The following is a 25,249-nucleotide window of genomic DNA, read 5'->3' as shown; positions in this document are numbered from 1 at the left end:
AATCCTCCAGATTCTACTCTGAAGGATTCCTATCTTATTTCACAACAATGTTAACCAATTTATTCGGTACCGCAATTACTTTCACGATGTCCTTACCGTCAATTTCTGCTTTGACTTTTTCGTCAGCCAGAGCTACTTCTTGCAACTCTTCGCGTGATAGGTCTTTTGCGACCATGAGTTTAGCACGGACTTTTCCTTTGATTTGAACGACGATTTCGATTTCGTCTTCAACTAGTTTACTTTCGTCCCATGTTGGCCAAGCTACGTAAGAGATGGATTCACCTGTTGCTGCAACAGTTTGCCAAAGTTCTTCTGCCAAGTGAGGTGCAAATGGAGCAATCAATTGGATAAATCCTTTGGCATAGTCAACATAGAGCTTGTCTTCCTTGTTAGCTGCATTGACAAAGACCATAAGTTGGGCAATAGCTGTGTTGAATTTGAGGGACTCAATTTGCTCAGTAACAGCTTTAACCGTTTCATTATAAACCTTGTCGAGAGCGCCATTGTTTTCTGAAACAATTTCCTTACTTGTAATCAAACGGTAAACACGGTCAAGGAACTTACGGCTTCCTTCCAGACCTTCTTCTGACCAAGCAATCGAAGCATCAAGTGGCCCCATGAACATTTCATAGACACGAAGGGTGTCAGCACCGTATTGTTCCACCACGTCGTCTGGATTAACAACGTTCTTGAGCGATTTAGACATCTTAGCTGGTGCTTGCTCCAACTCTTCTCCTGTTTCCACATGGAAGAAAGAACCGTCACGTTTTTCAACCTTATCGGTTGCCACAAGAGCCCCACGGTGGTCACGGTAGCTTGTTCCCAAAATCATCCCTTGATTAAAGAGTTTTTGGAATGGTTCCTTAGTTGGAACAACACCGAGGTCATAGAGGAATTTGTGCCAGAAACGAGCGTAAAGCAAGTGAAGAACGGCATGCTCTGCACCACCAACGTAGATATCTACTGGCAACCATTGTTTGAGAAGGTCCTCATCAGCCAATTTCTCAGTATTGTGTGGATCGATATAGCGGAGGTAGTACCAGCTTGAACCTGCCCATTGTGGCATGGTGTTGGTTTCACGACGACCTTTGACACCATCTTCACGAGTCACTTCAAGCCAATCTGTCAAGTTAGCTAGTGGACTTTCACCAGTACCTGAAGGACGGATGTCCTTAGTTACAGGCAAGACAAGTGGCAATTCACTTTCAGGGACAGCTGTTGAAGTTCCGTCTTCCCAATGAATGATAGGAATTGGCTCACCCCAGTAACGTTGACGGCTAAAGAGCCAGTCGCGGAGACGGTAGGTAACCTTCTCTTGTCCACAGCCTTTTTCTTCCAACCAAGTTACAATCTTGGCAATAGCGTCTTCTTTGTTGAGTCCATCTAGGAAGTCTGAATTAACGTGAAGGCCATCTTCTGTGTAGGCAGCTTCTTCAACGTTTCCACCTTCAAGTACTTTGACGATTGGAAGGTCAAATTGTTTGGCAAATTCCCAGTCACGTTGGTCATGGGCAGGCACAGCCATAACGGCACCTGTTCCATAACTAGCAAGAACATAGTCCGCAATCCAGATTGGAATTTCCTTGCCATTGACAGGGTTGATGGCATAAGCACCTGTCCAGACACCTGTTTTTTCTTTGGCAAGGTCTGTACGAGCCAGGTCTGATTTCAGACTGGCTTGGTGTTTGTAGTCTGCTACTGCTTCTGCTTGCTCTGTGCTTGTAATAGCGTCAACCAATTCATGCTCAGGAGCCAAGACTGTGAAAGTCGCACCGAAAAGGGTATCAGGACGAGTGGTAAAGACAGTGAATTCCTTATCTGTTCCCTTAACTTTGAAAGTTACATTTGCACCAGTTGATTTCCCAATCCAGTTGCGTTGCATGTCCTTGATGGACTCTGGCCAGTCAAGTTCATCTAAGTCATTAAGCAGACGCTCCGCGTAGGCCGTGATTTTAAGCATCCATTGGCGCATTGGTTTGCGGACAACTGGATAGCCTCCACGCTCAGATGTTCCGTCAGGAAGAACTTCTTCGTTAGCGATGGCAGTTCCTAGCTCCTCAACCCAGTTTACTGGCACTTCCGCTTCATAGGCCAAGCCTTTTTCGTAAAGCTTGGTGAAAATCCACTGAGTCCACTTGTAATAGTTTGGATCTGTTGTATTGACTTCACGATCCCAGTCGTAAGAAAATCCAAGCGCATTGATTTGGCGTTTAAAGTTGGCAATATTTTCCGCTGTAAATTCTGCTGGGTCATTCCCCGTATCCATAGCGTATTGCTCTGCAGGCAAACCAAAAGCATCCCAACCCATTGGGTGAAGAACATTGTAGCCTTGCGCACGTTTGTAACGGCTGAGGATATCGGTTGCAGTATAACCTTCTGGGTGTCCTACGTGCAGACCCGCTCCAGACGGATAAGGGAACATGTCAAGCGCATAAAACTTAGGTTTTGATGCATCTGTCCCTGTCTTAAAGGTATGATGTTCTGCCCAGTAGCCCTGCCACTTAGGCTCAATTTCTTTATGATTGTAAAAACTCATGGTCTCTCTCCAATTTTGTGATGTTACTATTATACCATTTTTGGAGGAATTTGAAAGACGAGAAATGTTCTTTTGGTCTTGGATGGTAAGAAAGTTCGAATAGCAAATCCAACTTATTTAGCAGTATAAAAAATTAGCTAGTACTTGAAATTAACTTATATCGATTATTTGTCTCTTCCATCTTTTTCTCCTAGCGCCTTTGACTCATATTCCCCGTTTTAGATTTCTTTAAGGTTTTTATTATATCCTATAGAACTCTGCAAATTATAAATGTTTACCAAATTGTAGAGTGAAAACGTTCGTAAAAAAGGAGATTCTTATGAAAAAACTACTATTCTTTCTCTCTTGTGGATGGATATTTCTTACTTTATCTGGATGTTCTTCAACAACAGAAGCGGAAACTAACACTGAAACAGATTCGGATAATGCTTTGGTTATCTATTCGCCTAACCCTGAAGACCTTATCGAAGAGACAATCCCTGCCTTCGAAGAAAAATATGGTATTAAGGTTGATTTAGTACAAGCCAGCACGGGTGAATTGTTCAAAAAAGCTGAGGCCGAAAAAGAATCCCCAGTAGCCGATGTCATTTTCGGAGGCTCCTATGCCCTCTTCTCTTCTAACGAAAAACTTTTTGAACCTTATATTTCCCAAGAAAACGACCAGATAATCCCTGAATATCAAAATAAAGCTGGATTCTACACGCCTTATACACTTGATGTCAGTGTCATCATTGCCAATTCAGCTCTTACAAAAGATATTAAAATTGAAGGTTACAATGATTTACTCAATCCTAAATTAAAAGGAAAAATCGCTACTGCTGATCCAAGTAATGCTTCTAGCGCCTTTGCACAACTAACAAACATGCTTGTAGACCAAGGTGGATACGAAAATGAACAAGCTTGGACCTATGTGAAAAATCTATTTACCCTAGTAGATGGAAAAATTGCATCTAGCTCTTCAAATGTTTACAAAGCTGTCGCCGATGGGGAAATGGCTGTTGGACTCACCTATGAAGACCCTGCCTTAAAACTCTTAAATGATGGAGTTGATGTAAAAGTCATTTATCCAAAAGAAGGAACCGTCTTTTTACCTGGTAACGCGGCCATCGTCAAAAACGCCAAACACATGGAAAACGCTAAGAAATTTATCGATTTCATCCTTTCTCAAGAAATCCAAGATAAGCTAGGAACTGAAACTACAATCAGACCTATTCGTAAAAATGCTAAAACCAATAAAAATATGAAGGCTATGACAGAAATCAAAATTGCCACCGAAGATTCAGATTATGTCATTAAAAATAAATCCACTATTCTTAAAAAGTACAATGACATTTTTACAGATATCCAATCTAAACAGTAAAAGAGGTTCACTATGAGTGAGATCAAAATTATTAACGCCAAAAAAATCTACCACGATGTCCCTGTTATTGAGAATTTGAACATTACAATTCCAAAAGGAAGTCTCTTTACCCTTCTTGGACCTTCAGGATGTGGAAAAACGACTCTTCTTCGTATGATTGCAGGTTTCAACAGTATCGAAGGTGGAGAATTTTACTTCGATGATACAAAAATCAATAATATGGAACCCAGCAAACGCAATATCGGGATGGTTTTCCAAAACTACGCTATTTTCCCACATTTGACTGTCCGAGACAATGTTGCTTTTGGTCTTAAGCAAAAGAAAGTTCCAAAAGAAGAATTGATTCAACAAACCAATAAATATCTTGAACTCATGCAAATTGCTCAATATGCAGACCGAAAGCCCGATAAACTCAGTGGTGGACAACAACAACGTGTCGCCTTGGCACGTGCCTTAGCGGTTAATCCAAGTGTTCTCCTCATGGACGAGCCACTTAGTAATCTGGATGCCAAACTCCGCTTGGATATGCGTCAAGCCATTCGAGAAATCCAACACGAAGTGGGAATTACAACTGTTTATGTGACCCACGACCAAGAAGAAGCTATGGCTATTTCAGACCAAATTGCTGTTATGAAAGACGGAGTAATCCAACAAATCGGTCGGCCAAAAGAACTCTATCATAAACCAGCTAATGAGTTTGTAGCAACCTTTATCGGACGCACAAATATTATCCCTGCCAATCTTGAAAAACGGAGCGACGGCGCTTATATCGTCTTTTCAGATGGCTATGCTCTTCGAATGCCAGCTCTTGATCAGGCTGAAGCACAAGCCATTCATGTAAGTATTCGTCCTGAAGAATTCATTAAAGATGAATCTGGAGATATTGAAGGAATTATTAGCGATAGCGTCTATCTTGGACTGAATACTGAATACTTCATCGAAACAGGATTTGCCTCAAAAATTCAAGTTAGCGAAGAATCAACTTTTGAAGAAGATCTACAAAAAGGCGATCGTATTCGTCTACGAATCAATACCCAAAAATTAAACGTCTTTTCTGCAGATGGTTCCCAAAACCTGATAAAAGGAGTCAACCATGGAACGTAAAAAACTAAATATTTGGACAGCCTCCTCTTTCTTCATCTTTCTTACCTATCTTGTCTTTCTGGTTTATCCTATCGTTACCGTGCTCAAGCAAGCACTTATACATGAAGGACAATTTTCACTAGCTAATTTCGTCACTTTCTTTAGTAAAGCCTACTACTCTGAGACACTCGTCAACAGTTTCAAGGTTTCCATTACCGCTACTATCACTTCCTTAGTCGTAGGAACCCTATTAGCTTATCTCTTTTCCATGTATGACTTCAAGGGAAAGAAATTTTTACAAATATTGATTATCATTGCTTCCATGTCAGCTCCTTTCGTGGGAGCCTACTCCTGGATTCTCTTGCTGGGACGAAATGGGGTCATTACTAAATTCCTGACAAATACCCTTCAGCTTCCAGCTATCGATATTTATGGATTCAAAGGAATTGTACTTGTCTTTACTCTGCAACTATTCCCACTGGTATTTCTATACGTTGCTGGGACAATGAAAAGTATTGACAATTCTCTACTTGAAGCTGCTGAAAGCATGGGGTCCTTCGGATTTAAGCGTATCGTAACGGTTGTTTTACCTCTCCTAGTTCCAACCTTACTAGCTGCTGCCCTGCTTGTATTTATGAGAGCATTCTCAGACTTTGGAACGCCTATGTTGATTGGTGAAGGATACCGGACTTTCCCTGTCCTGATTTATACCCAATTTATTAGCGAGGTTGGAGGAAATTCTGCTTTTGCATCTGCTTTAGCAATTATGGCGATTATCATTGCCTTGGCGATTTTCCTTATCCAAAAATACATCTCAAACCGCTACAGTTTCAGTATGAATTCGCTCCACCCAATTGAACCTAAAAAAACTACAAAAGGAAAAATGGCTGCCATTTATGCAACAGTCTACGGAATTATCTTGTTCTCTGTTCTACCTCAAGTCTACTTGATTTATACTTCTTTCCTAAAAACATCAGGTATGGTATTTGTCAAAGGCTATTCTCTAAACAGTTACAAGGTAGCTTTCAATCGTATGGGATCTGCTATTTTCAATACCATTCGTATCCCTTTGATTGCCTTAGTTCTAGTTGTCCTATTTGCAACATTTATCTCCTACCTAGCCGTTAGAAAACGGAATTTGTTTACAAACTTAATTGACAGCCTCAGTATGGTACCTTATATTGTACCAGGAACCGTTCTAGGGATTGCCTTCATTTCTTCCTTCAATACTGGTCTATTTGGAAGTGGATTTCTTATGATTACAGGGACAGCTTTCATCTTGATTATGTCCCTATCTGTCAGAAGATTGCCTTATACTATTCGCTCATCTGTTGCTAGCTTGCAACAAATAGCCCCAAGTATTGAAGAAGCTGCTGAAAGCTTAGGAAGTAGCCGTCTCAATACCTTTGCCAAGATTACAACTCCAATGATGCTATCTGGTATTATTTCTGGAGCTATCCTATCTTGGGTCACAATGATTTCAGAACTCTCTACTTCTATCCTCCTCTACAATGTCAAAACAAGAACAATGACTGTAGCTATTTATACAGAGGTTCTCAGAGGGAATTACGGTGTAGCCGCAGCCTTGTCAACTATCCTGACTGTTCTAACAGTAGGTTCCTTGCTCTTGTTTATGAAAATCTCTAAAAGCAATAGCATTACACTTTAGTTTTCCCCATCAAAAACAGCCGAAAGGATTACCCTCGGCTGTTTTTTCTTATCTTGATATTCCTATCAAATCCCTATTTCATAGCAAGCAAGTCTAGACTGATTAAATAGAGGCTTCTTCCATCTTCTCCCGTCCTAGTTCTCGGTAACTACGGTCGCCGACAACCTCAACGCTAAACTGGCCGTCCTCATATTCAATAATCGTCACGCTACCATTATCGAGACCATGCGGATGCATACCATTGATCAGATAAACAATGGTTCCAATGGTCATTCCGTGGCTGACAACAAGGGCGTTGCCTCCACCCTGTTCTTCCATTTCTTTGGCAATCGCTTCAAAACCTTCCTTGATTCGGCCACTGAGTTTTTCCCAACCTTCAGCCCAACCAGCTGTATCGACCTCTACTAAGCCCTCAGCCAGTTCAGCATAAGATAATTGGTGAACATGGTCCACATTAAAGATACGAGGAATAATGCCCATGAAAAGATCGCCATCGTAGGCTCCATCAAAACTACCGAAACACCATTCTCTGATACGCTTGTCCATGCGATAAGGGATTTTCCCCTGCAAGCCAAGTTCATCAAGGATAATTCCCATGGTCTGAATGGTGCGACCAGAATCACTCGAATAAGCACGCTCAAACTGTAGACCAGATTCGCGCAAACCGATTCCTAATTCTTGAATCCCTCTCTCACCTTCAGCTGTTAAAGGAGTATCGCTCCAACCTTGCGCGCGACCAATCGTGTTAAACATAGTCTTGCCATGACGTACCAAATACAATCGTACTTTTACCATTTTCCGTCCTCCGTTTGCTTCTATTATATCATGGATGATAAAACAAAAGCCACCCAGACAGGCGACTTTTGCAGGAGATTATTATGAAAAAGTTTAGGAGTTCTATTAAATAAAGATATTAGATGAAAATCAAATTCAAACTAAATCAGTGTTATCTGTTTCAAATAATATTAGGAGGTCTTTATTTAATGATTATAGTATACACAGCTAACCTTAAATAGAACTTAAAAAATTATACCCATTCACCTTTTTCATTTACTTTATAACCGTTAATGGTCATATTTTTTGCTAATTTTCCATCAGCTAACAAGTAATACCACTTATCCCCATCCTTAATCCATTGGTTACGAGCGTACTTACCATCTTGGTTCAGATAATACCAACTATCATACTGAGAATCAAATACCCACTCACTCTTAGCCATGTAACCGCCACGTTTTAGGTAGTATTCGCCCTGCCAAGCTTTCTCCACATAACTACCAGTTGAATCTACATAAAACCAGCTCTTATAATCTTCATCATAAATCCATTCACTCGCAGCCATTGAAGCATCTGCTTTTAGATAATAACGTCCTACCCAACGGTTTCTTACAAGATTACCCGAAAGGTCATTATAGTACCATTTGCCAGACTCTTTAAACCACTTACTTGCTTGATGAGCTTTCTTAGTATCTTCTTTAGCAGTAACGGTAGATTGAGATGAAGATGAGGTTGAAGTCCCAGTAGAAACTGCTTGAATAGCCTCTTCTTTTGTCACCTTAGGCTTAGCTTTTCCTTGGTAAACATCTTCGATACGCTTAGTAAATACAGATAACTCTTCAGGGGATAACATCTTATCAAAATCAGTTCCATTATCAGGAATATAACCATAAGAGTGGTCCCCAATTTTTGCTAATCCCTCTTCTAATATATCCTCAACATTATTCAATAAAGCGAGTTTATCAGATTTAGAAAGAGAATCATCACTACTAATCGCTGTTTTCTCAATAAAAGCAACCGCTTTAATTTCTCTAATATTTTTCTCTCTAGGAAGTACGATATAGATACGAAAATCATTTGATGCAACAGGAACCAAGGTTTTTAAATATTGATTTACTGTCATATTTCCATCTCTATCACCCTCAGGATAATATTGTTTAAAATCAATTGGGGATTCGATACTTTTTAACACATTTTCTTTTTCTCTTGCTGTATAATATTGGTTTTCCTTTATTTTAGGAATTAGTTTTTCCTTTTTCTTTAATATAATTAGCTCTAGAGCCTCTCTTTTAATTCTATAACTAGAATCAAAATTTGTGTTAATACGGTAACTCATAGAATCATGTAATCTATTTACAGCACCTTGAAAATCCTTTGAAGTCTCTAATGCTTCTTTTTCCACTCCTTCTATCTCTTCTAAAAAAGATTGGTATTCTTTATTAAGTCTTTCTATAGCATTATTCTTAATTGTTTTTATATCATCCTGAGAAAAAGAAAGGATGCTCCAGTCTACTTGATCCGCTTCATTTAATAATTTTTCTTTATTCTTACTTAAAAACTCTTTATAAGATTTTTTAGCTTGCTCTACTTCATTTTTAAAAAATTCTAAAGTTACCTGAGTTACAGTTTCATGGCTTTCTTCTTGCGCATAAACTACTTGATTGGCAAAACTTGGGACTAGTAAAGTCGACAGTCCTAAAGCTACTAAAGCATGTTTCATTTCTTTTTTCATCAATTTCTCCTATTTTCTTAATTTTTAAAACTATGGATTGGTGCTGGGATTTGTCCTCCACGAGAGATGAAATCGACAGACGAAGCTCCATTGACCTTCATAACAGGCGCAGTTCCTAATAGGCCACCAAACTCAATCATATCGCCTTCTTTTCCTTTTGGAATGATACGAACAGCTGTTGTTTTCATGTTAATGACACCAATTGCAGCCTCATCTGCAATCATGGCCGCAATGGTTTCAGCAGGAGTATCTTCTGGGATAGCAATCATATCCAAACCAACGGAACAGATAGCCGTCATAGCTTCTAGTTTTTCCAAATTAAGAGAGCCATTTTGCACTGCAGCAATCATTCCCTCATCCTCAGAAACAGGGATAAAGGCACCAGATAAACCACCAACTTGGTTGCAGGCCATAACTCCTCCCTTCTTAACTTGGTCGTTCAAGAGAGCCAAGGCAGCCGTCGTTCCATGCGTACCAACTGTTTCTAGCCCCATTTCTTCAAGGACACGTGCAACAGAATCTCCAACCGCAGGAGTTGGCGCCAAACTCAAGTCCACAATACCAAACTCCACACCCAGTCTCTCACTAGCCATCTGACCAACCAATTGACCGATCCGAGTGATCTTGAAGGCAGTCTTCTTAACTGTTTCGGCTACTACATCAAAGCTCTGTCCACGAACTTTTTCCAAGGCACGTTTCACCACACCAGGACCAGAAACTCCGACATTGATGATAACATCTGCTTCTCCAATACCATGAAAGGCACCCGCCATGAATGGATTGTCCTCAACAGCATTAGCAAATATAACCAACTTGGCCGCTCCCATATCTGATAGATTAGCCGTTTCCTTGATAATACGTCCCATATCTGCCACAGCCGTCATATTGATACCAGACTTGGTTGAGCCGATATTGACTGACGAGCAGACCTTGTCCGTTTCAGCCAAAGCGCGAGGAATGGAATTGATGAGAATCTCATCCCCCTTTTGATAACCTTTTTGTACCAAGGCAGAGAAACCACCAATAAAATCCACTCCAATCTCTTTCGCAGCCTTATCAAGCGCTTTTGCCAGAACTACGTAGTCCGTCGCATCTGTCGCTGCCCCTATCAGAGAAATAGGTGTCACCGATACACGCTTATTAACGATAGGAATTCCCAACTCCGCTGCAATTTCATCACCAACAGCTACTAAGTTAGCTGCCTTAGTCGTAATCTTTTGATAAATTTTCTCCGCAGCACGATTGATATCTGGATCTATACAGTCCAAAAGGGAAATCCCCATGGTAATGGTTCTAATATCGAAATTTTGCTCCTCAATCATGGCGATGGTTTCAGTAACTTGTCTAATATCCATGATAACCTCCTAGATATTATACATAGCTTCGAAAATCGCCGCACTCTGAATATTAATTTTCACATTCAAAGTTTGCCCAAAAGTTTCAAACTCATTTCGCAGATAAGTAAAATCCTGCTTTTTATCACTAGAGACGACAGCCATCATCGTAAAATATTCATCCAAAACAGTTTGAGAGATATCATCAATATTCAAACCCAATTCTGCAATTTTACCAGAAACACCTGCAACAATTCCAGATTTATCTTTACCAACAACCGTTATAATCGCTTTCATAAGCAAACTCCAATTCTTCTTAAAATAGGAAACCTGAACATTAAACAGGATTCTTTTCAAATAGTATAGCATAATTCTAACTAAAATACTCAAAAACGCCTGCTTACGAAGTTGTTCTTAAACAAAAAACAATTTCGTAAACAAGCGTCTACTATCCCAACTTATGATGAGTGTTCCCGCTAGGACCGAAATCCTAGCGGTAGACCAGAGCTAGACTAAGAGCACAAGACTCCATCATCATAACACTCAACAAAATTGATGATTTTATACTAATTCGATGATCGCCATTGGCGCTGCATCACCACGACGTGGTTCAGTTTTAAGGATACGAGTGTATCCACCGTTACGTTCAGCATAACGAGGTGCGATTTCTGAGAACAATTTTTGAAGTGCTGTAGTAGAAGTGTACTTATCAGTTGCTTCATCATAGTTTTCAGATGCGATTTCATTACGTACGAAAGCAGCTGCTTGACGACGTGCATGCAAATCACCACGTTTACCTAGAGTAATCATTTTTTCAACAGTTTTACGGATTTCTTTAGCACGAGCTTCAGTTGTCACGATTGATTCGTTGATCAAAAGGTCAGTTGTCAAATCGCGAAGCATTGCTTTACGTTGTGAGCTAGTGCGTCCTAGTTTACGGTAAGCCATGTATTCCTCCTTTATTTATCTTTTAATCCAAGACCCAAATCAATGAGTTTGAGTTTCACTTCTTCCAAACTCTTGCGTCCAAGATTTCGTACTTTCATCATCTCTGCTTCAGATTTTTCTGTCAAATCATGCACAGTATTGATACCGGCACGTTTCAAACAGTTGTATGAACGCACAGACAAGTCCAGTTCCTCAATCGTACGATCCAAAATACGGTCGTCAGATTCAGTATCAGCTTCTTTCATCACTTCAGTTGACTTAGCAATCTCAGTAAGATTTGTAAACAAATCAAGATGTTCTGTCAAAATACGTGCTGAAAGCCCTAAAGCATCTTCTGGAATAATTGTTCCATTTGTCAAGATTTCAAGGGTTAGTTTGTCAAATCCATCATTGCTACCTACACGAGCAGGTTCAACTTGATAGTTGACTTTGGTAACTGGTGTATAAATAGAATCTACAGCAAGTGTCCCAACTGGTGCATTATCCTTTTTATTTTCATCTGCAGGTACATATCCACGACCACTGTTAACAGTCATAGTCGCTTTTAGAGAAGAACCTTCACCGATTGTAAAGAGATAATGATCTGGATTTACAATTTCAATATCGCTATCTGTCAAAATGTCACCAGCTGTTACTTCAGCAGGACCTTCAACATCCAGTTCGATGATTTTTTCGTCTTCAACGTACGATTTCACTGCAATTCCTTTAATGTTCAGAATGATTTGCATCACGTCTTCACGAACACCTGGAACTGTGTCAAACTCATGTAACACACCATCAATGTTAATAGATGTCACAGCTGCTCCTGGTAGAGAAGCTAGAAGTACACGACGAAGAGAGTTACCAAGAGTTGTACCGTAGCCACGTTCAAGTGGTTCGATTACAAACTTGCCATAATCTTTATTTTCATCAATTTTTGTTATATTTGGTTTTTCAAACTCGATCATTTAGTTACTCCCTCTTAAACGAAAAGCAGTGTAATGCGATGATTATACACGGCGACGTTTTGGAGGACGAGCACCATTGTGTGGCACTGGAGTCACATCACGAATTGCTGTTACTTCAAGACCAGCGGCAGCAAGCGCACGAATAGCTGACTCACGACCAGAACCTGGACCTTTTACAGTAACTTCAACTGATTTAAGACCGTGTTCTTGTGCAGATTTAGCAGCAGCTTCAGAAGCCATTTGAGCAGCGAATGGTGTAGATTTACGAGAACCTTTGAAACCAAGAGCACCAGCTGATGACCAAGCAATTGCATTACCATGCACATCAGTAATCATAACAATAGTGTTATTAAATGTAGCGTGAATATGAGCAATACCAGATTCGATATTCTTTTTCACACGACGTTTACGTGTTGGTTTAGCCAAGACTTTTACCTCCTATATTATTTTTTCTTACCAGCGATCGCAACAGCTTTACCTTTACGAGTGCGAGCGTTGTTTTTAGTGTTTTGTCCACGGACAGGAAGTCCACGACGGTGACGGATACCACGGTATGAACCGATTTCCATCAAACGTTTGATGTTCAAGTTTACTTCACGACGAAGGTCACCTTCAACTTTGATTGCATCCACTTCACGACGGATAGCATCTTCTTGATCTGATGTAAGATCACGTACACGAACATCTTCTGAGATTCCAGCAGCAGCCAAAATTTTCTTAGATGTTGCAAGTCCGATACCATAAACATAAGTCAATGAGATTACTACGCGTTTGTCATTTGGAATGTCAACTCCAGCAATACGAGCCATGTTTTCTCCTTTCTATCTTATCCTTGACGTTGTTTGTGTTTTGGATTTGCTGGGCAAATTACCATAACACGACCATTACGACGAATAACTTTACAGTATTCGCAAATTGGTTTGACCGATGGTCTTACTTTCATTTCTTATCCCTCCAAGTTTTTCGATTATTTAAAGCGGTAAGTGATACGTCCACGTGTCAAGTCATATGGACTCATTTCGACAGTAACACGATCTCCCGCTAAAATACGAATATAGTTTTTACGAATTTTACCAGAAACTGTTGCTAAAATCTGATGTCCATTTTCAAGTTCAACCGTAAACATTGCATTCGGCATTGTATCAACTACTTTGCCTTCAACTTCAATCACATCGTCTTTTGCCACGCAAAAGCACCTCCATAAATTTCGATTCGATGCCTCTAGACACAGAGACAACAATTATAAGTCAGACTATCTCAGTATAACATTTGTAGCTGATTTTTGCAAGTGTGAAAAGCGCTTTATTTCAAATTTGTCAATACTTTTTCGATATCTGAGAAGACATCATTGATATCTTGATTACCTTCGATGTCATGAACCAAACCTTTGGCACGGTAGTGAGCAATGATTGGTTCCCCTTGAGCAATATTCACATCCAAACGACGTTTTACTGTCTCAGGCTTATCATCTTCACGTTGGTAGTAATCTTCTTCTTTACAGTCAACTGGTGGGTTAAAGACCTTGTGGAAAGTTTCTCCAGTTACGCGATGGATGATACGACCACTCAAACGTTCCAAGAGACTGTCAGGATTCACTTCAATATTGATAACACCTTCTAGTTCAATGCCAAGTTCAGCCAATGTTTTGTCCAAAGCATGAGCTTGTTCAATTGTACGTGGGTAACCATCCAACAAGAATCCTGTTTCTTTAATATCATCTTGTGAAAGACGTTCTTTTACGATTCCATTTGTAACTTCGTCAGGAACCAATTCACCCTTGTCAATGTATGACTTAGCAAGAACACCCATTTCAGTTTGATTTGCCATAGCAGCGCGGAACATATCACCTGTTGAGATATGTGCAACATGGAATTGTTCTACGATTTTTGCTGCTTGAGTTCCCTTACCTGCACCAGGTAAGCCCATAATCAAAAGATTCATGATTTGATCTCCTTATTTTATTTTTAAATAGAAGCAAAAAGTCTTTTCACCCCTATTTAAAAACAAAATAGAAGAGGGGAGACCAAACTCTCACTAATGTTAGAGTCAAACCTCCACTCCCTCAGCATTTACTGATTCCGTAAATGCTTTTATTCTGTTCTATCCATGAAACCAACATACTTACGTTTCAATAAGTATCCTTCCAATTGTTTGATTCCTTCAATACCTGTAGAGATAATGATCAAAAGACTGGTTCCTCCAAAAGCAACTGCTTCTGAAAGCCCGAAAACATCTTTTGCTACAATCGGTAAAATAGAAATCACACCAAGGAAGAGGGAACCAACAGTTGCAAGACGACGAAGAAGTTTAGACATATATTCTTCTGTACCTTTACCAGGACGAACTCCGTGGATATAGGCACCACTCTTTTGTAGGTTCTCTGCCGCTTTTTCAGGATTAATCTGTACAAACGTATAGAAGAATGTAAAGAGAATGATCAATAAAGCATACATGGCGATACCAGTTGGTGAAGTTGTTGCCAGCATTTCTTGTGCTGTTCTTACCCAAGCCCAATCATGACCTGTAGCGCTTAAAAACTGTAGAATAGCTGCTGGCGCCGCAGTAATCGAACTTGCGAAGATAACAGGGATAACTCCAGCAGGGTTGACCTTCAAAGGAAGGTAAGAGCTAGATGGAGCACCTTGTGCAACCTTAGTATATTGGATTGGAATTTTGTATTCTGCTTGTTGAACATAAGTTGTAAAGTAAATGATCAACAATACAGTAATAATCAAAATGATTACAAAAATAATAGATGAGTTGATACGGTCACTTGGGACGTTCACAAAGTAGTCCACATAGATGCCCTGAATCATCTCTGGGATTGAGGAAACAATCCCGGCAAAGATAATCATAGAAACACCATTTCCGTATCCCTTATCTGTAATTTGCTCTCCCAACCAAGTAACAATCATGCTACCAGCTGTTAAGATGATACCAATCATGATAAAGACTTGTGGAGTAAGAGCTGTTTTCAACAATTGAGCTCCAGCCAAAGTATTAAAACCAGCTGTAATCCCGATAGATTGCACAAAAGCTAAAACAAGAGCAATATAACGAGTAGCTTGATTCAATTTTCTTCGACCTACTTCCCCTTGTTTACCCCACTCTACAAATTTGGGTAAAATATCCATTTGCAAGAGTTGTACAACGATAGAGGCCGTAATGTAGGGACTGACACCAAGAGCAAAAACTGAAAAGTTTTTCATGGCATTCCCTGACACCAAGCTCAACATGTTTAAGAAGGATAATCCACTTAAAGCATTCAAGCTATTGGCATTCACACCGGGAACTGTAATGCTAGTTCCGATACGAAAGACCAAAACAATAAAAATTGTAAATAAAATTTTTGATCGAACCTGCTTGACTTTAAGAGCTTCTCTTAATAATTTAAAAAACATAGGTCACCTCTCTTAGATGACTTCTACTGAACCACCTTTAGCAGTGATAGCTTCTTCAGCTGATTTAGAGAATTTAGCTGCTTTCACAGTCAATTTCTTAGTCAACTCACCGTTACCAAGAATTTTAATACCTGATTTTTCAGCTTTAACAATTCCTGCTTCGATAAGAACAACTGGAGTAACTTCAGCACCATCTTCAAAGACGTTCAATTGGTCAAGGTTCACAATTGCGTATTCTTTAGCGTTGATGTTAGTGAATCCACGTTTTGGAAGACGACGGAACAATGGAGTTTGTCCACCTTCAAAACCAAGGCGAACTCCGCCACCGCTACGAGCTTTTTGACCTTTTTGACCACGACCAGATGTTTTACCGTTACCTGATGAAGTACCACGACCAACGCGGTTACGTACTTTACGAGAACCTTCTGCAGGTTTCAATTCATGAAGTTTCATTTTTATTTTCTCCTCTTTTGTAAAATGCTAGCGCCGATAAGGGAGAAAAGGTTGTCTCCCCCATCAACTCGCCTATACGACGTCATCATAGATGACTATATCTAGTTTTAGGGGATGGTATAGTGCACATCCCCTAAAAATTCATTAGTTTACTTCTTCAACTGTTACCAAGTGAGATACTGCTGTGATCATACCACGGATAGCAGCGTTATCTTCTTTAATAACAGAGCTGTTCAATTTGCCAAGTCCAAGTGCTACAACAGTTTTACGTTGTGATGGAATGCGTCCGATTGGAGACTTAGTCAAAGTAATTTTAATTTGAGCCATTTTATCCCCTTTCTTATGCCAAATCAGAAACTGAAATACCACGAAGGGCAGCAACTTCTTCAGCGCGTTTCAATTGTTTCAAACCTTCAACAGTTGCACGAACAATGTTGATTGGAGTGTTAGAACCAAGTGATTTAGATGTAATATCTGCCACACCTGCCAATTCCACAACGGCACGAACTGCACCACCAGCGGCAACTCCAGAACCTTCTACAGCAGGTTTCAACAATACTTTAGCTCCACCGAATTCTGAAAGAACTTCGTGTGGGATTGTTGTTCCAACCATAGGAACTTCGATCAAGTTTTTCTTAGCATCATCTACTGCTTTACGGATTGCTTCTGGAACTTCTTGAGCTTTACCAGTACCAAATCCTACGCGACCGTTGTGGTCACCAACAACAACAAGAGCTGCGAAACGAAGACGACGTCCACCTTTAACAACTTTTGTAACACGGTTGACAGCAACTACGCGTTCTTCTAATTCAACTGCATTGTCTTTAAATGCCATTTTCTAGTGTCCTCCTATTAGAATTTCAATCCGTTTTCACGAGCTGCATCAGCCAAAGCTTTCACACGTCCGTGATATAGATATCCACCGCGGTCGAACACCACTTCTGAAATACCTTTAGCGTTTGCACGTTCTGCAACGAGTTTACCGACAGCAACGGCTTGTTCAGTTTTAGTTCCTTTTGAAACTTCTTTGTCAAGAGTTGAAGCACTTGCGAGCGTTACACCCGCTACGTCATCAATCACTTGAGCGTAGATGCCTGTATTAGAACGGAATACGTTCAAACGTGGGCGATCAGCAGTTCCAGAGAGTTTTCCGCGAACGCGACGGTGGCGTTTTTGGCGGAGTTTGTTTTTATCTGGTTTTGAAATCACAGTTTTCACCTCTTTAGTTTTAAATCGTGTGCTATGCACAAAGTTGGAAAATAGGTTGGTGGTTGAGAATCAACCACTCAACATTATTTACCTGTTTTACCTTCTTTACGGCGAACGAATTCACCAACGTAACGGATACCTTTACCTTTATATGGTTCTGGTGAACGAAGGCTACGTACGTAAGCAGCTGTTTGACCAACTACTTCTTTTGAAATTCCGCTAACAATGATTGTTGTTGGGTTTGGAAGTTCAAAAGTAATTCCTTCTGGAGCTTCAACTTCGTCTGGATGAGATTTACCAACAGCCAAAACAAGTTTAGATCCTTGAAGTTGTGCACGGTAACCAACCCCGCGCATTTCAAGTTCTTTCTTGAATCCTTCTGATACACCAACAACCATGTTGTTCAAAAGAGCACGAGTAGTTCCGTGGATAGTTTTCATTTCTTTTGAATCGTTTGGACGGTGAAGAGTTACTTCAGTACCTTCCACACGGATTTCAATATCTTTTGAGAACTCACGAGTAAGTTCTCCTTTAGGTCCTTTTACAGTTACAACGTTGTCATTGTTAGTGAGTTCAACACCAGCAGGCAACACGATAACTTTATTACCAATACGTGACATGTTTATTTTCTCCTGTTAAATTGTCAGGCCAGAACGGCCAGTTTTCACGGGGTTCAATCGATTTCTCGATTTAAAGGAACATTTAGGTTTCAATTTCAAAGTGAATCTAGGCATCGTCTCGCAGGCTTAACTTTGGGTTAGGCAAGAGAAGATAACGAAGAGTCACAAAGAAATTGGGAGCTAAATATTACCAAACGTAAGCGATAACTTCCCCACCAACATTCTTTTGGCGTGCTTCTTTATCAGTAAGCAAACCTTCCGAAGTTGAAAGGATAGCAATTCCAAGTCCGTTAAGAACTTTTGGAAGGTCTTCACGTTTTTTGTAGACACGAAGTCCTGGTTTAGAAACACGTTTCAAGTTAGTGATAACTTTTTCACCGTTTGGTCCGTATTTAAGGAATACACGGATGATGCCTTGTTTGTCATCTTCGATGATTTCAACGTTTTTTACAAAACCTTCGCGTTTAAGGATTTCAGCAATCCCTTTTTTGATATTTGATGCAGGTACTTCAAGTACTTCGTGTTTAGCTTGGTTAGCGTTACGAATACGAGTTAGGAAGTCTGCGATTGGGTCAGTCATAACCATTTTGTTTTTCTCCTCTTACTAGTAGTTTGCAAGTTGCACTTGCTAGTTAATACATGATACAAAAAGCGTAACAGCAAGAGCAAAAATAGGCAATTTGATGCAGGAGCGATGCTCCAAAGAAAATTGGCCTTTTTTGCCAAAGCTGTAGCTCGTGTTCAAATTGGAACCCCCAACTGAACCCGGGCTAAACTCTGTGTGAAAAAGATAAACTTTCCTAGAAACTTCAGTTTCTTCGCCAAGTTTCCTATTTTCACTTAGAGTTTTGACGCCCTTGATATCTTAAATTACCAAGATGCTTTTGTTACACCAGGAATTTGTCCTTTGTAAGCTAATTCACGGAAGCAAACACGGCAAAGTTTAAATTTGCGGTAAACTGAATGTGGACGACCACATTTTTCACAACGAGTATAAGCTTGAGTAGAGAACTTCGCTGGACGTTTGTTCTTAGCAATCATTGATTTTTTAGCCATTAGATTTACCTCCTATATTATTTTGCAAAAGGCATTCCAAGGCCTGTAAGCAATGCACGTGACTCTTCGTCAGTGTTAGCAGTTGTTACGATAACGATGTCAAGACCACGAGTTTTGTCAACGTCATCGAAGTTGATTTCTGGGAAGATCAATTGTTCTTTCACACCAAGTGTGTAGTTTCCGCGTCCATCAAATGATTTTGTTGGAACACCGTGGAAGTCACGTACACGTGGAAGTGAAACTGAAACCAATTTATCCAAGAATTCGTACATACGTTCACCACGAAGGGTAACTTTTGCACCGATCGCAACACCTTCACGAAGACGGAAGCCGGCGATTGATTTTTTAGCTTTAGTGATAAGTGGTTTTTGACCTGAGATAAGTGCCAATTCTTCCGCAGCTTTTTCAAGGCTTTTAGCGTTTGATACAGCTTCACCAACACCCATGTTCAAAACGATCTTATCTACTTTAGGCACAGCCATCACTGATGAGTAGTTGAATTGTTCTGTCAAAGCAGGAACTACTTCATTAAGATATTTTTCTTTTAAACGATTTGCCATTATACTTCTCCTTTCCTTCGTGATTAATCAAGCACTTCGCCTGATTTTTTGTTGTAGCGAACTTTTTTACCGTCTACAAATTTGTAACCAACACGACCAGCTACACCATTTTTGTCCAAAACTTGAACGTTTGATACGTGGATAGCTGCTTCTTTCTCGATGATACCACCTTGAGGAAGCTCGTTAGTTGGACGTTGGTGTTTCTTAACGATGTTAACACCTTCAACGATAACTTTGTTTACTTTTGGAAGGGCAGTAAGGACAACAGCTTCTGTTCCCTTATCTTTACCAGCGATTACGCGAACTTTGTCGCCTTTTTTTACAAACATTAGATTTCTCCTTGATTTTTCTTACGCCCATAAGGGCACCCTGGAGGTAAATCCAGGGGACTAGTTTGTTTCTAAAAATTAAAGTACTTCTGGAGCAAGTGACACGATCTTCATGAAGCCACCTTCACGCAATTCACGTGCAACTGGGCCAAAGATACGTGTTCCGCGAGGAGTTTTATCTTCACGGATGATAACTGCTGCGTTTTCGTCAAATTTGATGTATGAACCATCAGCACGACGAGCACCTGATTTAGTACGAACGATAACTGCTTTAACAACGTCACCTTTTTTAACCGCACCACCAGGAGTAGCTTGTTTTACAGATGCCACGATAACATCACCGATGTTTGCAAATTTACGTCCTGAACCACCAAGAACTTTGATAGTCAAGATTTCGCGAGCACCGCTGTTGTCTGCGACTTTCAAACGAGTTTCTGTTTGAATCATTTCAGTTTTCTCCTTTCAGGTTTGATTAGATGATGACCGCTTCTTCAACAACTTCTACAAGACGGAAACGTTTTGTAGCTGAAAGCGGACGAGTTTCCATGATACGTACGATATCGCCTTCTTTGGCAACATTGTTTTCATCATGAGCTTTGTATTTTTTAGAGTAGTTAATACGTTTACCATAGACTGGGTGGTTACGTTTTGTTTCAACTACAACTGTGATTGTCTTGTCCATTTTGTCAGATACAACACGTCCAACAAGAACTTTACGATTATTGCGTTCCATTGAAATTTCTCCTTCCCTAGTCTATTATTTCGCTTCAGATTGAACTGTTTTGATACGAGCGATTTGTTTTTTAACTTCTTTCAAGCGAGCTGTTTGTTCCAATTGACCAGTAGCAGCTTGGAAACGAAGTTCAAACAATTCTTTTTTCAATTCGTTTTCGCGCTTCGCGAGTTCTTCTTGAGAAAGACCACGAAGTTCTTTAACAAATTCTTTTACTTCATTAAGTTTCATGCCTTCTCCTTATTCTGCTTCACGTTTTACGAATTTACATTTAACTGGCAATTTGTGGCTAGCAAGACGAAGCGCTTCGCGAGCGATCTCTTCAGATACACCAGCGATTTCGAACATCACTTTACCACGTTTAACTGGTGCTACCCAACCTTCAGGTGCCCCTTTACCAGATCCCATACGCACACCGATAGCTTTAGCAGTGTATGATTTGTGTGGGAAGATTTTAATCCAAACTTTACCACCACGTTTCATGTAACGAGTCATGGCGATACGAGCAGCTTCGATTTGGCGGTTAGTGATCCAGTGGCTAGTTGTAGCTTGAAGACCGTATTCACCGAATGCTACTTCTTTTCCACCTTTTGCTTCACCGCGCATTTTTCCACGGAATTCACGACGGTGTTTAACACGTTTAGGTACTAACATTGGTTATTTACCTCCTTTAGTGTTTTTGCGAGCTGGAAGAACTTCACCACGGTAGATCCATACTTTAACACCGAGTTTACCGTATGTAGTATCTGCTTCTTCCCAAGCGTAATCGATATCTGCACGAAGTGTGTGAAGCGGAACAGTTCCTTCAGAGTATCCTTCAGCACGGGCGATATCTGCACCATTCAAACGACCTGATACTTGAGTTTTGATTCCTTTAGCTCCAGCACGCATTGCACGTTGGATTGCTTGTTTTTGTGCACGACGGAAAGCAACACGTTGCTCCAATTGACGAGCAATACCTTCACCTACAAGGTGAGCATCCAAATCAGGTTGTTTGATTTCGATGATGTTGATGTGTACTTGTTTTCCAGTCAATTTGTTAAGTTTTGCACGGAGTGCATCAACGTTAGCACCACCTTTACCGATAACCATACCTGGTTTAGCAGTGTGAAGTGAAACGTTAACTTTGTTTACTGCGCGTTCGATTTCGATGGTTGAAACTGCTGCGTCAGCAAGTTCTTTTTGAACGAATTTACGGATTGCAAGATCTTCATGAAGGTAATCCGCGTATTCTTTTTCAGCATACCATTTGGCATCCCAATCACGGATGATGCCGACACGCATACCAATTGGATGTACTTTTTGACCCACGATTTTACCTCCTTATTTTTCTGCAACAGCTACAGTGATGTGAGCTGTACGTTTGTTGATTGGTGAAGCTGAACCTTTCGCACGTGGACGGAAACGTTTCATAGTTGGTCCTTCGTTTGCGAATGCTTCAGATACTACCAAGTTAGCTTTATCCAAACCAAAGTTGTTTTCAGCGTTAGCTACAGCTGAGTTCAAAACTTTCAAGATGATTTCAGCAGCTTTGTTTGGAGTGAATGTCAAAATTGCGATTGCATCGGCTACGCTTTTACCACGGATGTTATCAAGAACAAGACGTGATTTACGAGGTGAAACACGTACTGTACGAGCCATTGCTTTAGCTGAAGTAATTTCTGCCATTTATGTTCTCCTTATTTTCTACGTGTTTTCTTGTCGTCTGCAGCGTGACCTTTGTAAGTACGAGTTGGTGCAAATTCACCAAGTTTGTGACCTACCATGTCTTCTTGGATGTAAACAGGTACGTGTTTACGTCCGTCATAAACTGCAATAGTGTAACCAATGAAACTTGGGAAGATCGTTGAACGACGTGACCAAGTTTTAATAACTTTTTTCTTTTCGTCGTTAGCTTGAGCTTCAACTTTTTTCATCAAATGCTCATCGACGAAAGGTCCTTTTTTAAGACTGCGTCCCATTTTTATATTTTCTCCTTTAAATGTTGTACCACAGCGGCTTGCGCTCCTATGGAGCGCTACCGAGCTGGCGGATTTACTAGTCGCTTAAGCGACTAGTTTAATATTATTTCTCGTTGCGACGACGAACGATAAGTTTGTCAGATTTCGCTTTCTTGTTACGAGTTTTAAGACCAAGAGCAGGTTTGCCCCATGGAGTAGATGGCGCTTTACGACCAACTGGTGCTTTACCTTCACCACCACCGTGTGGGTGATCGTTAGGGTTCATTACAGAACCACGAACTGTTGGGCGGATACCTTTCCAACGGCTACGTCCTGCTTTACCAAGGTTTACAAGTCCATGTTGTTCGTTTCCGACAACACCAACTGTAGCACGGCAAGTTCCAAGAATCATACGAACTTCACCTGATTGAAGACGAACAAGAACGTATTTACCTTCAGAACCCAATACTTGAGCAGATGCTCCAGCAGCACGTACCAATTCACCACCACGACCTGGTTTCAACTCGATGTTGTGGATCAAAGTACCAACTGGGATGTTAGCAAGTGGAAGAGCGTTTCCGACTTTGATATCTGCTTCTGGACCTGAAACGATACGTTGACCTACTTCAAGACCTTTTGGAGCGATGATGTATGCTTTCACACCGTCAGTGTAGTGTACAAGAGCGATGTTTGCAGAACGATTTGGATCGTACTCGATTGTTTTAACAACCGCTTCAACGTTGTCTTTGTTACGTTTGAAGTCAACCAAACGGTAGAAACGTTTGTGTCCACCACCTTGGTGACGAACTGTGATACGACCGTTGTTGTTACGACCAGCCTTGCTCTTCAATGCAACAAGCAATGATTTTTCAGGAGTGCTTGTTGTGATTTCAGCGAAATCCAAAGAAGTCATATTACGGCGACCGTTTGTTGTTGGTTTATAAACACGAATTCCCACGATATTTCCTCCTTAGATTATTCAGCTTCAGCAGCAAACAACTCGATTGCTTTAGAATCAGCTGTAAGTGTGATGATAGCTTTTTTAGTTTTGTTAGTAAAACCAGTGTAACGTCCAACACGTTTAGCTTTTGGTTTTACGTTGATTGTGTTAACATTTGCAACTTTAACACCTTCGAAAGCAGCTTCAACAGCTTGCTTGATCAAAAGTTTGTGTGCACGAGTGTCAACTTCAAATACATATTTCCCTGCTTCAAGTTGAGCCATTGAGCTTTCAGTGATGACAGGTTTTTTGATAACATCATACAAATTCATTATGCAAGAACCTCCTCGATTTTAGAGATAGCTGCTTGTGTGACAAGAAGTTTGTCGCTATTTGCGATGTCAAGAACACTTGCAGTTGTAGCAGTTGCAACTTTCACGTTTGGAAGGTTACGAGCTGAAAGAGCTGCGAATTCATTTCCTTCTTCAAGGATAACAAGAACTTTAGAATCGATGCTCAATGCTGCAAGAACTTTTGCAAATTCAGCAGTTTTTGGAGCTGTAAATGAAAGAGCGTCTACAGCTACGAATTTGTTTTCAGCAACTTTTTCAGAGTAAACTGATTTAAGAGCTAGGCGACGAACTTTTTGTGGAAGTTTGTAGCCATATGAACGTGGAGTTGGTCCGAAGACAACACCACCACCACGCCATTGTGGTGAGCGGATAGAACCTTGACGAGCACGTCCAGTTCCTTTTTGACGCCATGGTTTGCGTCCACCACCTGATACTGCAGAGCGGTTTTTAACAGCGTGTGTTCCTTGACGAAGGCTTGCGCGTTGGCTGATGATCACATCAAACACAACTGATTCATTTGGTTCAATACCAAATACTGCATCGTTAAGAACAACTTGGCCAGCTTCTTTACCAGTTTGGTCAAATAATGTTACGTTTGCCATTATGACTGATTTCCCCTTTCTTTATTATTTACCAGCTTTAACTGCTGATTTGATAGTGATAAGAGATTTCTTAGCACCTGGTACGTTACCTTTGATAAGGATAACGTTCTTTTCTGGAACAACTTGTACAACTTCAAGGTTTTGAATTGTTACGCGGTCGCCACCCATACGTCCTGCAAGGTTTTTACCTTTGAATACGCGGTTAGGTGCAACAGGTCCCATTGAACCTGGACGACGGTGGTAACGAGAACCGTGAGCCATTGGTCCACGTGATTGTCCGTGGCGCTTGATAACACCTTGGAAACCTTTACCTTTAGAAGTACCAGTTACGTCAACAACGTCTCCAGCTGCGAATGTTTCAACTGTAATTTCAGCACCAACTTCCAAGCCTTCAACGTTTTTGAATTCACGAATGAAGCGCTTAGGAGCCGTGTTAGCTTTCGCTACATGTCCTTTAGCAGGTTTGTTGCTCAATACTTCGCGTTTGTCATCGAAACCAACTTGGATAGCGTTGTATCCGTCTGTTTCAACAGTTTTAACTTGAAGAACAACGTTTGGAGTTGCTTCAATAACTGTTACAGGGATCAATTCGCCAGCTTCAGTGAAGATTTGAGTCATTCCCACTTTTTTCCCTAAGATTCCTTTTGTCATGAGAAAATAGTTCCTTTTC

At 40.5% G+C, this 25,249-nt stretch carries 36 protein-coding genes; 3 read left to right on the top strand and 33 right to left on the bottom strand.

Translation table 11 applies throughout. The annotated features are described in order from the left end of the window. Window positions 1-34: 34 nt before the first annotated feature. Window positions 35-2,536 (bottom strand): leucine--tRNA ligase, encoded by a 2,502-nt coding sequence (leuS, locus tag HT734_RS02750; RefSeq protein WP_173277630.1) that lies wholly within the window; start codon window positions 2,534-2,536, stop codon window positions 35-37. Between the two features lie 319 nt (window positions 2,537-2,855). Between leuS and HT734_RS02745 the strand changes: the two genes are divergently transcribed. The 3 genes from HT734_RS02745 to HT734_RS02735 are packed head-to-tail and all read left to right on the top strand — an operon-like array spanning window position 2,856 to window position 6,648. After that, complete coding sequence (locus tag HT734_RS02745; protein ID WP_173277632.1) at window positions 2,856-3,896, top strand: ABC transporter substrate-binding protein; 1,041 nt, start codon at window positions 2,856-2,858, stop codon at window positions 3,894-3,896. Window positions 3,897-3,908: 12 nt separating this feature from the next. Then, window positions 3,909-5,000, top strand: coding sequence for an ABC transporter ATP-binding protein (locus tag HT734_RS02740; protein ID WP_050244596.1), 1,092 nt, complete (start codon window positions 3,909-3,911; stop codon window positions 4,998-5,000). After that, a complete protein-coding gene (locus HT734_RS02735; RefSeq protein ID WP_061758911.1) occupies window positions 4,990-6,648 on the top strand; it encodes an iron ABC transporter permease in 1,659 nt (552 codons plus the stop codon). The genes HT734_RS02740 and HT734_RS02735 overlap by 11 nt, the downstream gene beginning before the upstream one ends. Before the next feature lie 102 nt (window positions 6,649-6,750). Here the strand turns inward: HT734_RS02735 and HT734_RS02730 are convergent, their stop codons facing one another. The 32 genes from HT734_RS02730 to rplC form a co-directional block, all read right to left on the bottom strand. Then, window positions 6,751-7,443, bottom strand: coding sequence for a histidine phosphatase family protein (locus HT734_RS02730; protein ID WP_061758912.1), 693 nt, complete (start codon window positions 7,441-7,443; stop codon window positions 6,751-6,753). 232 nt (window positions 7,444-7,675) lie between these two features. Then, the gene (locus HT734_RS02725) at window positions 7,676-9,154 is read right to left on the bottom strand and encodes an N-acetylmuramoyl-L-alanine amidase family protein (RefSeq protein ID WP_173277634.1); all 1,479 of its coding nucleotides are present in this window, start codon (window positions 9,152-9,154) and stop codon (window positions 7,676-7,678) included. 17 nt (window positions 9,155-9,171) lie between these two features. Further along, on the bottom strand, window positions 9,172-10,509 hold the full coding sequence (locus HT734_RS02720; RefSeq protein ID WP_061758914.1) for a PFL family protein: 1,338 nt from the start codon (window positions 10,507-10,509) through the stop codon (window positions 9,172-9,174). Between the two features lie 9 nt (window positions 10,510-10,518). Then, the gene (locus HT734_RS02715; RefSeq protein WP_042901716.1) at window positions 10,519-10,785 is read right to left on the bottom strand and encodes an ACT domain-containing protein; all 267 of its coding nucleotides are present in this window, start codon (window positions 10,783-10,785) and stop codon (window positions 10,519-10,521) included. Between the two features lie 264 nt (window positions 10,786-11,049). Beyond that, window positions 11,050-11,436, bottom strand: coding sequence for a 50S ribosomal protein L17 (gene rplQ, locus HT734_RS02710; protein WP_000331493.1), 387 nt, complete (start codon window positions 11,434-11,436; stop codon window positions 11,050-11,052). 11 nt (window positions 11,437-11,447) lie between these two features. Then, complete coding sequence (locus tag HT734_RS02705; protein WP_000568988.1) at window positions 11,448-12,383, bottom strand: DNA-directed RNA polymerase subunit alpha; 936 nt, start codon at window positions 12,381-12,383, stop codon at window positions 11,448-11,450. A gap of 42 nt (window positions 12,384-12,425) precedes the next feature. Further along, window positions 12,426-12,809: a 30S ribosomal protein S11 gene (rpsK, locus tag HT734_RS02700; RefSeq protein WP_001118385.1), complete on the bottom strand. Its 384-nt coding sequence runs from the start codon at window positions 12,807-12,809 to the stop codon at window positions 12,426-12,428. A 17-nt stretch (window positions 12,810-12,826) separates the two neighbouring features. Beyond that, window positions 12,827-13,192 (bottom strand): 30S ribosomal protein S13, encoded by a 366-nt coding sequence (gene rpsM / locus HT734_RS02695; RefSeq protein WP_000090781.1) that lies wholly within the window; start codon window positions 13,190-13,192, stop codon window positions 12,827-12,829. A gap of 17 nt (window positions 13,193-13,209) precedes the next feature. Continuing rightward, entirely contained in the window at window positions 13,210-13,326 is a 117-nt protein-coding gene (gene rpmJ, locus HT734_RS02690) for a 50S ribosomal protein L36 (protein ID WP_001808836.1), read from the bottom strand. Between the two features lie 24 nt (window positions 13,327-13,350). Beyond that, on the bottom strand, window positions 13,351-13,569 hold the full coding sequence (gene infA / locus HT734_RS02685) for a translation initiation factor IF-1 (protein WP_001029883.1): 219 nt from the start codon (window positions 13,567-13,569) through the stop codon (window positions 13,351-13,353). Between the two features lie 116 nt (window positions 13,570-13,685). Then, entirely contained in the window at window positions 13,686-14,324 is a 639-nt protein-coding gene (locus tag HT734_RS02680; protein WP_173277636.1) for an adenylate kinase, read from the bottom strand. Window positions 14,325-14,473: 149 nt separating this feature from the next. Next, window positions 14,474-15,784 (bottom strand): preprotein translocase subunit SecY, encoded by a 1,311-nt coding sequence (gene secY / locus HT734_RS02675; RefSeq protein WP_061088480.1) that lies wholly within the window; start codon window positions 15,782-15,784, stop codon window positions 14,474-14,476. Between the two features lie 12 nt (window positions 15,785-15,796). Next, window positions 15,797-16,237, bottom strand: coding sequence for a 50S ribosomal protein L15 (rplO, locus tag HT734_RS02670; protein ID WP_000766087.1), 441 nt, complete (start codon window positions 16,235-16,237; stop codon window positions 15,797-15,799). 144 nt (window positions 16,238-16,381) lie between these two features. Further along, window positions 16,382-16,564, bottom strand: a complete 183-nt coding sequence (gene rpmD, locus HT734_RS02665; protein WP_000057241.1) for a 50S ribosomal protein L30 — start codon at window positions 16,562-16,564, stop codon at window positions 16,382-16,384. A 13-nt stretch (window positions 16,565-16,577) separates the two neighbouring features. Continuing rightward, window positions 16,578-17,072 carry a 30S ribosomal protein S5 gene (gene rpsE / locus HT734_RS02660; protein ID WP_000874202.1) on the bottom strand — a complete coding sequence of 165 codons (495 nt, stop codon included), beginning with the start codon at window positions 17,070-17,072 and terminating at the stop codon, window positions 16,578-16,580. Between the two features lie 17 nt (window positions 17,073-17,089). Continuing rightward, window positions 17,090-17,446 carry a 50S ribosomal protein L18 gene (gene rplR / locus HT734_RS02655; protein ID WP_000624044.1) on the bottom strand — a complete coding sequence of 119 codons (357 nt, stop codon included), beginning with the start codon at window positions 17,444-17,446 and terminating at the stop codon, window positions 17,090-17,092. A gap of 83 nt (window positions 17,447-17,529) precedes the next feature. Beyond that, entirely contained in the window at window positions 17,530-18,066 is a 537-nt protein-coding gene (gene rplF / locus HT734_RS02650; protein ID WP_000086639.1) for a 50S ribosomal protein L6, read from the bottom strand. Between the two features lie 187 nt (window positions 18,067-18,253). Then, window positions 18,254-18,652 carry a 30S ribosomal protein S8 gene (gene rpsH / locus HT734_RS02645; protein WP_000245504.1) on the bottom strand — a complete coding sequence of 133 codons (399 nt, stop codon included), beginning with the start codon at window positions 18,650-18,652 and terminating at the stop codon, window positions 18,254-18,256. A gap of 284 nt (window positions 18,653-18,936) precedes the next feature. Beyond that, on the bottom strand, window positions 18,937-19,122 hold the full coding sequence (locus HT734_RS02640) for a type Z 30S ribosomal protein S14 (protein ID WP_001085697.1): 186 nt from the start codon (window positions 19,120-19,122) through the stop codon (window positions 18,937-18,939). A 17-nt stretch (window positions 19,123-19,139) separates the two neighbouring features. Continuing rightward, window positions 19,140-19,682, bottom strand: coding sequence for a 50S ribosomal protein L5 (gene rplE / locus HT734_RS02635; protein ID WP_000013542.1), 543 nt, complete (start codon window positions 19,680-19,682; stop codon window positions 19,140-19,142). Between the two features lie 23 nt (window positions 19,683-19,705). After that, window positions 19,706-20,011 carry a 50S ribosomal protein L24 gene (gene rplX / locus HT734_RS02630; protein WP_000497691.1) on the bottom strand — a complete coding sequence of 102 codons (306 nt, stop codon included), beginning with the start codon at window positions 20,009-20,011 and terminating at the stop codon, window positions 19,706-19,708. Window positions 20,012-20,089: 78 nt separating this feature from the next. Further along, complete coding sequence (gene rplN / locus HT734_RS02625; protein WP_000616545.1) at window positions 20,090-20,458, bottom strand: 50S ribosomal protein L14; 369 nt, start codon at window positions 20,456-20,458, stop codon at window positions 20,090-20,092. A gap of 25 nt (window positions 20,459-20,483) precedes the next feature. Then, on the bottom strand, window positions 20,484-20,744 hold the full coding sequence (gene rpsQ, locus HT734_RS02620) for a 30S ribosomal protein S17 (RefSeq protein WP_000440801.1): 261 nt from the start codon (window positions 20,742-20,744) through the stop codon (window positions 20,484-20,486). A gap of 24 nt (window positions 20,745-20,768) precedes the next feature. Next, entirely contained in the window at window positions 20,769-20,975 is a 207-nt protein-coding gene (rpmC, locus tag HT734_RS02615; protein ID WP_000772918.1) for a 50S ribosomal protein L29, read from the bottom strand. A 9-nt stretch (window positions 20,976-20,984) separates the two neighbouring features. Next, window positions 20,985-21,398: a 50S ribosomal protein L16 gene (gene rplP / locus HT734_RS02610; RefSeq protein WP_000960946.1), complete on the bottom strand. Its 414-nt coding sequence runs from the start codon at window positions 21,396-21,398 to the stop codon at window positions 20,985-20,987. Between the two features lie 3 nt (window positions 21,399-21,401). Next, window positions 21,402-22,055, bottom strand: a complete 654-nt coding sequence (rpsC, locus tag HT734_RS02605) for a 30S ribosomal protein S3 (RefSeq protein ID WP_000529936.1) — start codon at window positions 22,053-22,055, stop codon at window positions 21,402-21,404. A gap of 12 nt (window positions 22,056-22,067) precedes the next feature. Continuing rightward, window positions 22,068-22,412: a 50S ribosomal protein L22 gene (gene rplV / locus HT734_RS02600; RefSeq protein ID WP_000818137.1), complete on the bottom strand. Its 345-nt coding sequence runs from the start codon at window positions 22,410-22,412 to the stop codon at window positions 22,068-22,070. Between the two features lie 11 nt (window positions 22,413-22,423). Beyond that, window positions 22,424-22,705, bottom strand: a complete 282-nt coding sequence (rpsS, locus tag HT734_RS02595) for a 30S ribosomal protein S19 (RefSeq protein ID WP_000533766.1) — start codon at window positions 22,703-22,705, stop codon at window positions 22,424-22,426. A gap of 103 nt (window positions 22,706-22,808) precedes the next feature. Then, complete coding sequence (rplB, locus tag HT734_RS02590) at window positions 22,809-23,642, bottom strand: 50S ribosomal protein L2 (RefSeq protein WP_000512911.1); 834 nt, start codon at window positions 23,640-23,642, stop codon at window positions 22,809-22,811. Window positions 23,643-23,659: 17 nt separating this feature from the next. Continuing rightward, window positions 23,660-23,956: a 50S ribosomal protein L23 gene (locus tag HT734_RS02585; protein ID WP_001055347.1), complete on the bottom strand. Its 297-nt coding sequence runs from the start codon at window positions 23,954-23,956 to the stop codon at window positions 23,660-23,662. Continuing rightward, window positions 23,956-24,579, bottom strand: a complete 624-nt coding sequence (gene rplD, locus HT734_RS02580) for a 50S ribosomal protein L4 (protein WP_000024537.1) — start codon at window positions 24,577-24,579, stop codon at window positions 23,956-23,958. Before rplD ends, HT734_RS02585 begins: the two co-directional genes overlap by 1 nt. Window positions 24,580-24,603: 24 nt before the next feature. Continuing rightward, window positions 24,604-25,230, bottom strand: coding sequence for a 50S ribosomal protein L3 (gene rplC, locus HT734_RS02575; protein ID WP_000160197.1), 627 nt, complete (start codon window positions 25,228-25,230; stop codon window positions 24,604-24,606). Window positions 25,231-25,249 lie beyond the last annotated feature (19 nt).

This window comes from Streptococcus sp. k-90 (assembly GCF_013277565.1).
Taxonomy (GTDB): domain Bacteria; phylum Bacillota; class Bacilli; order Lactobacillales; family Streptococcaceae; genus Streptococcus.
This window is presented reverse-complemented; position numbering and strand designations above follow the sequence as displayed.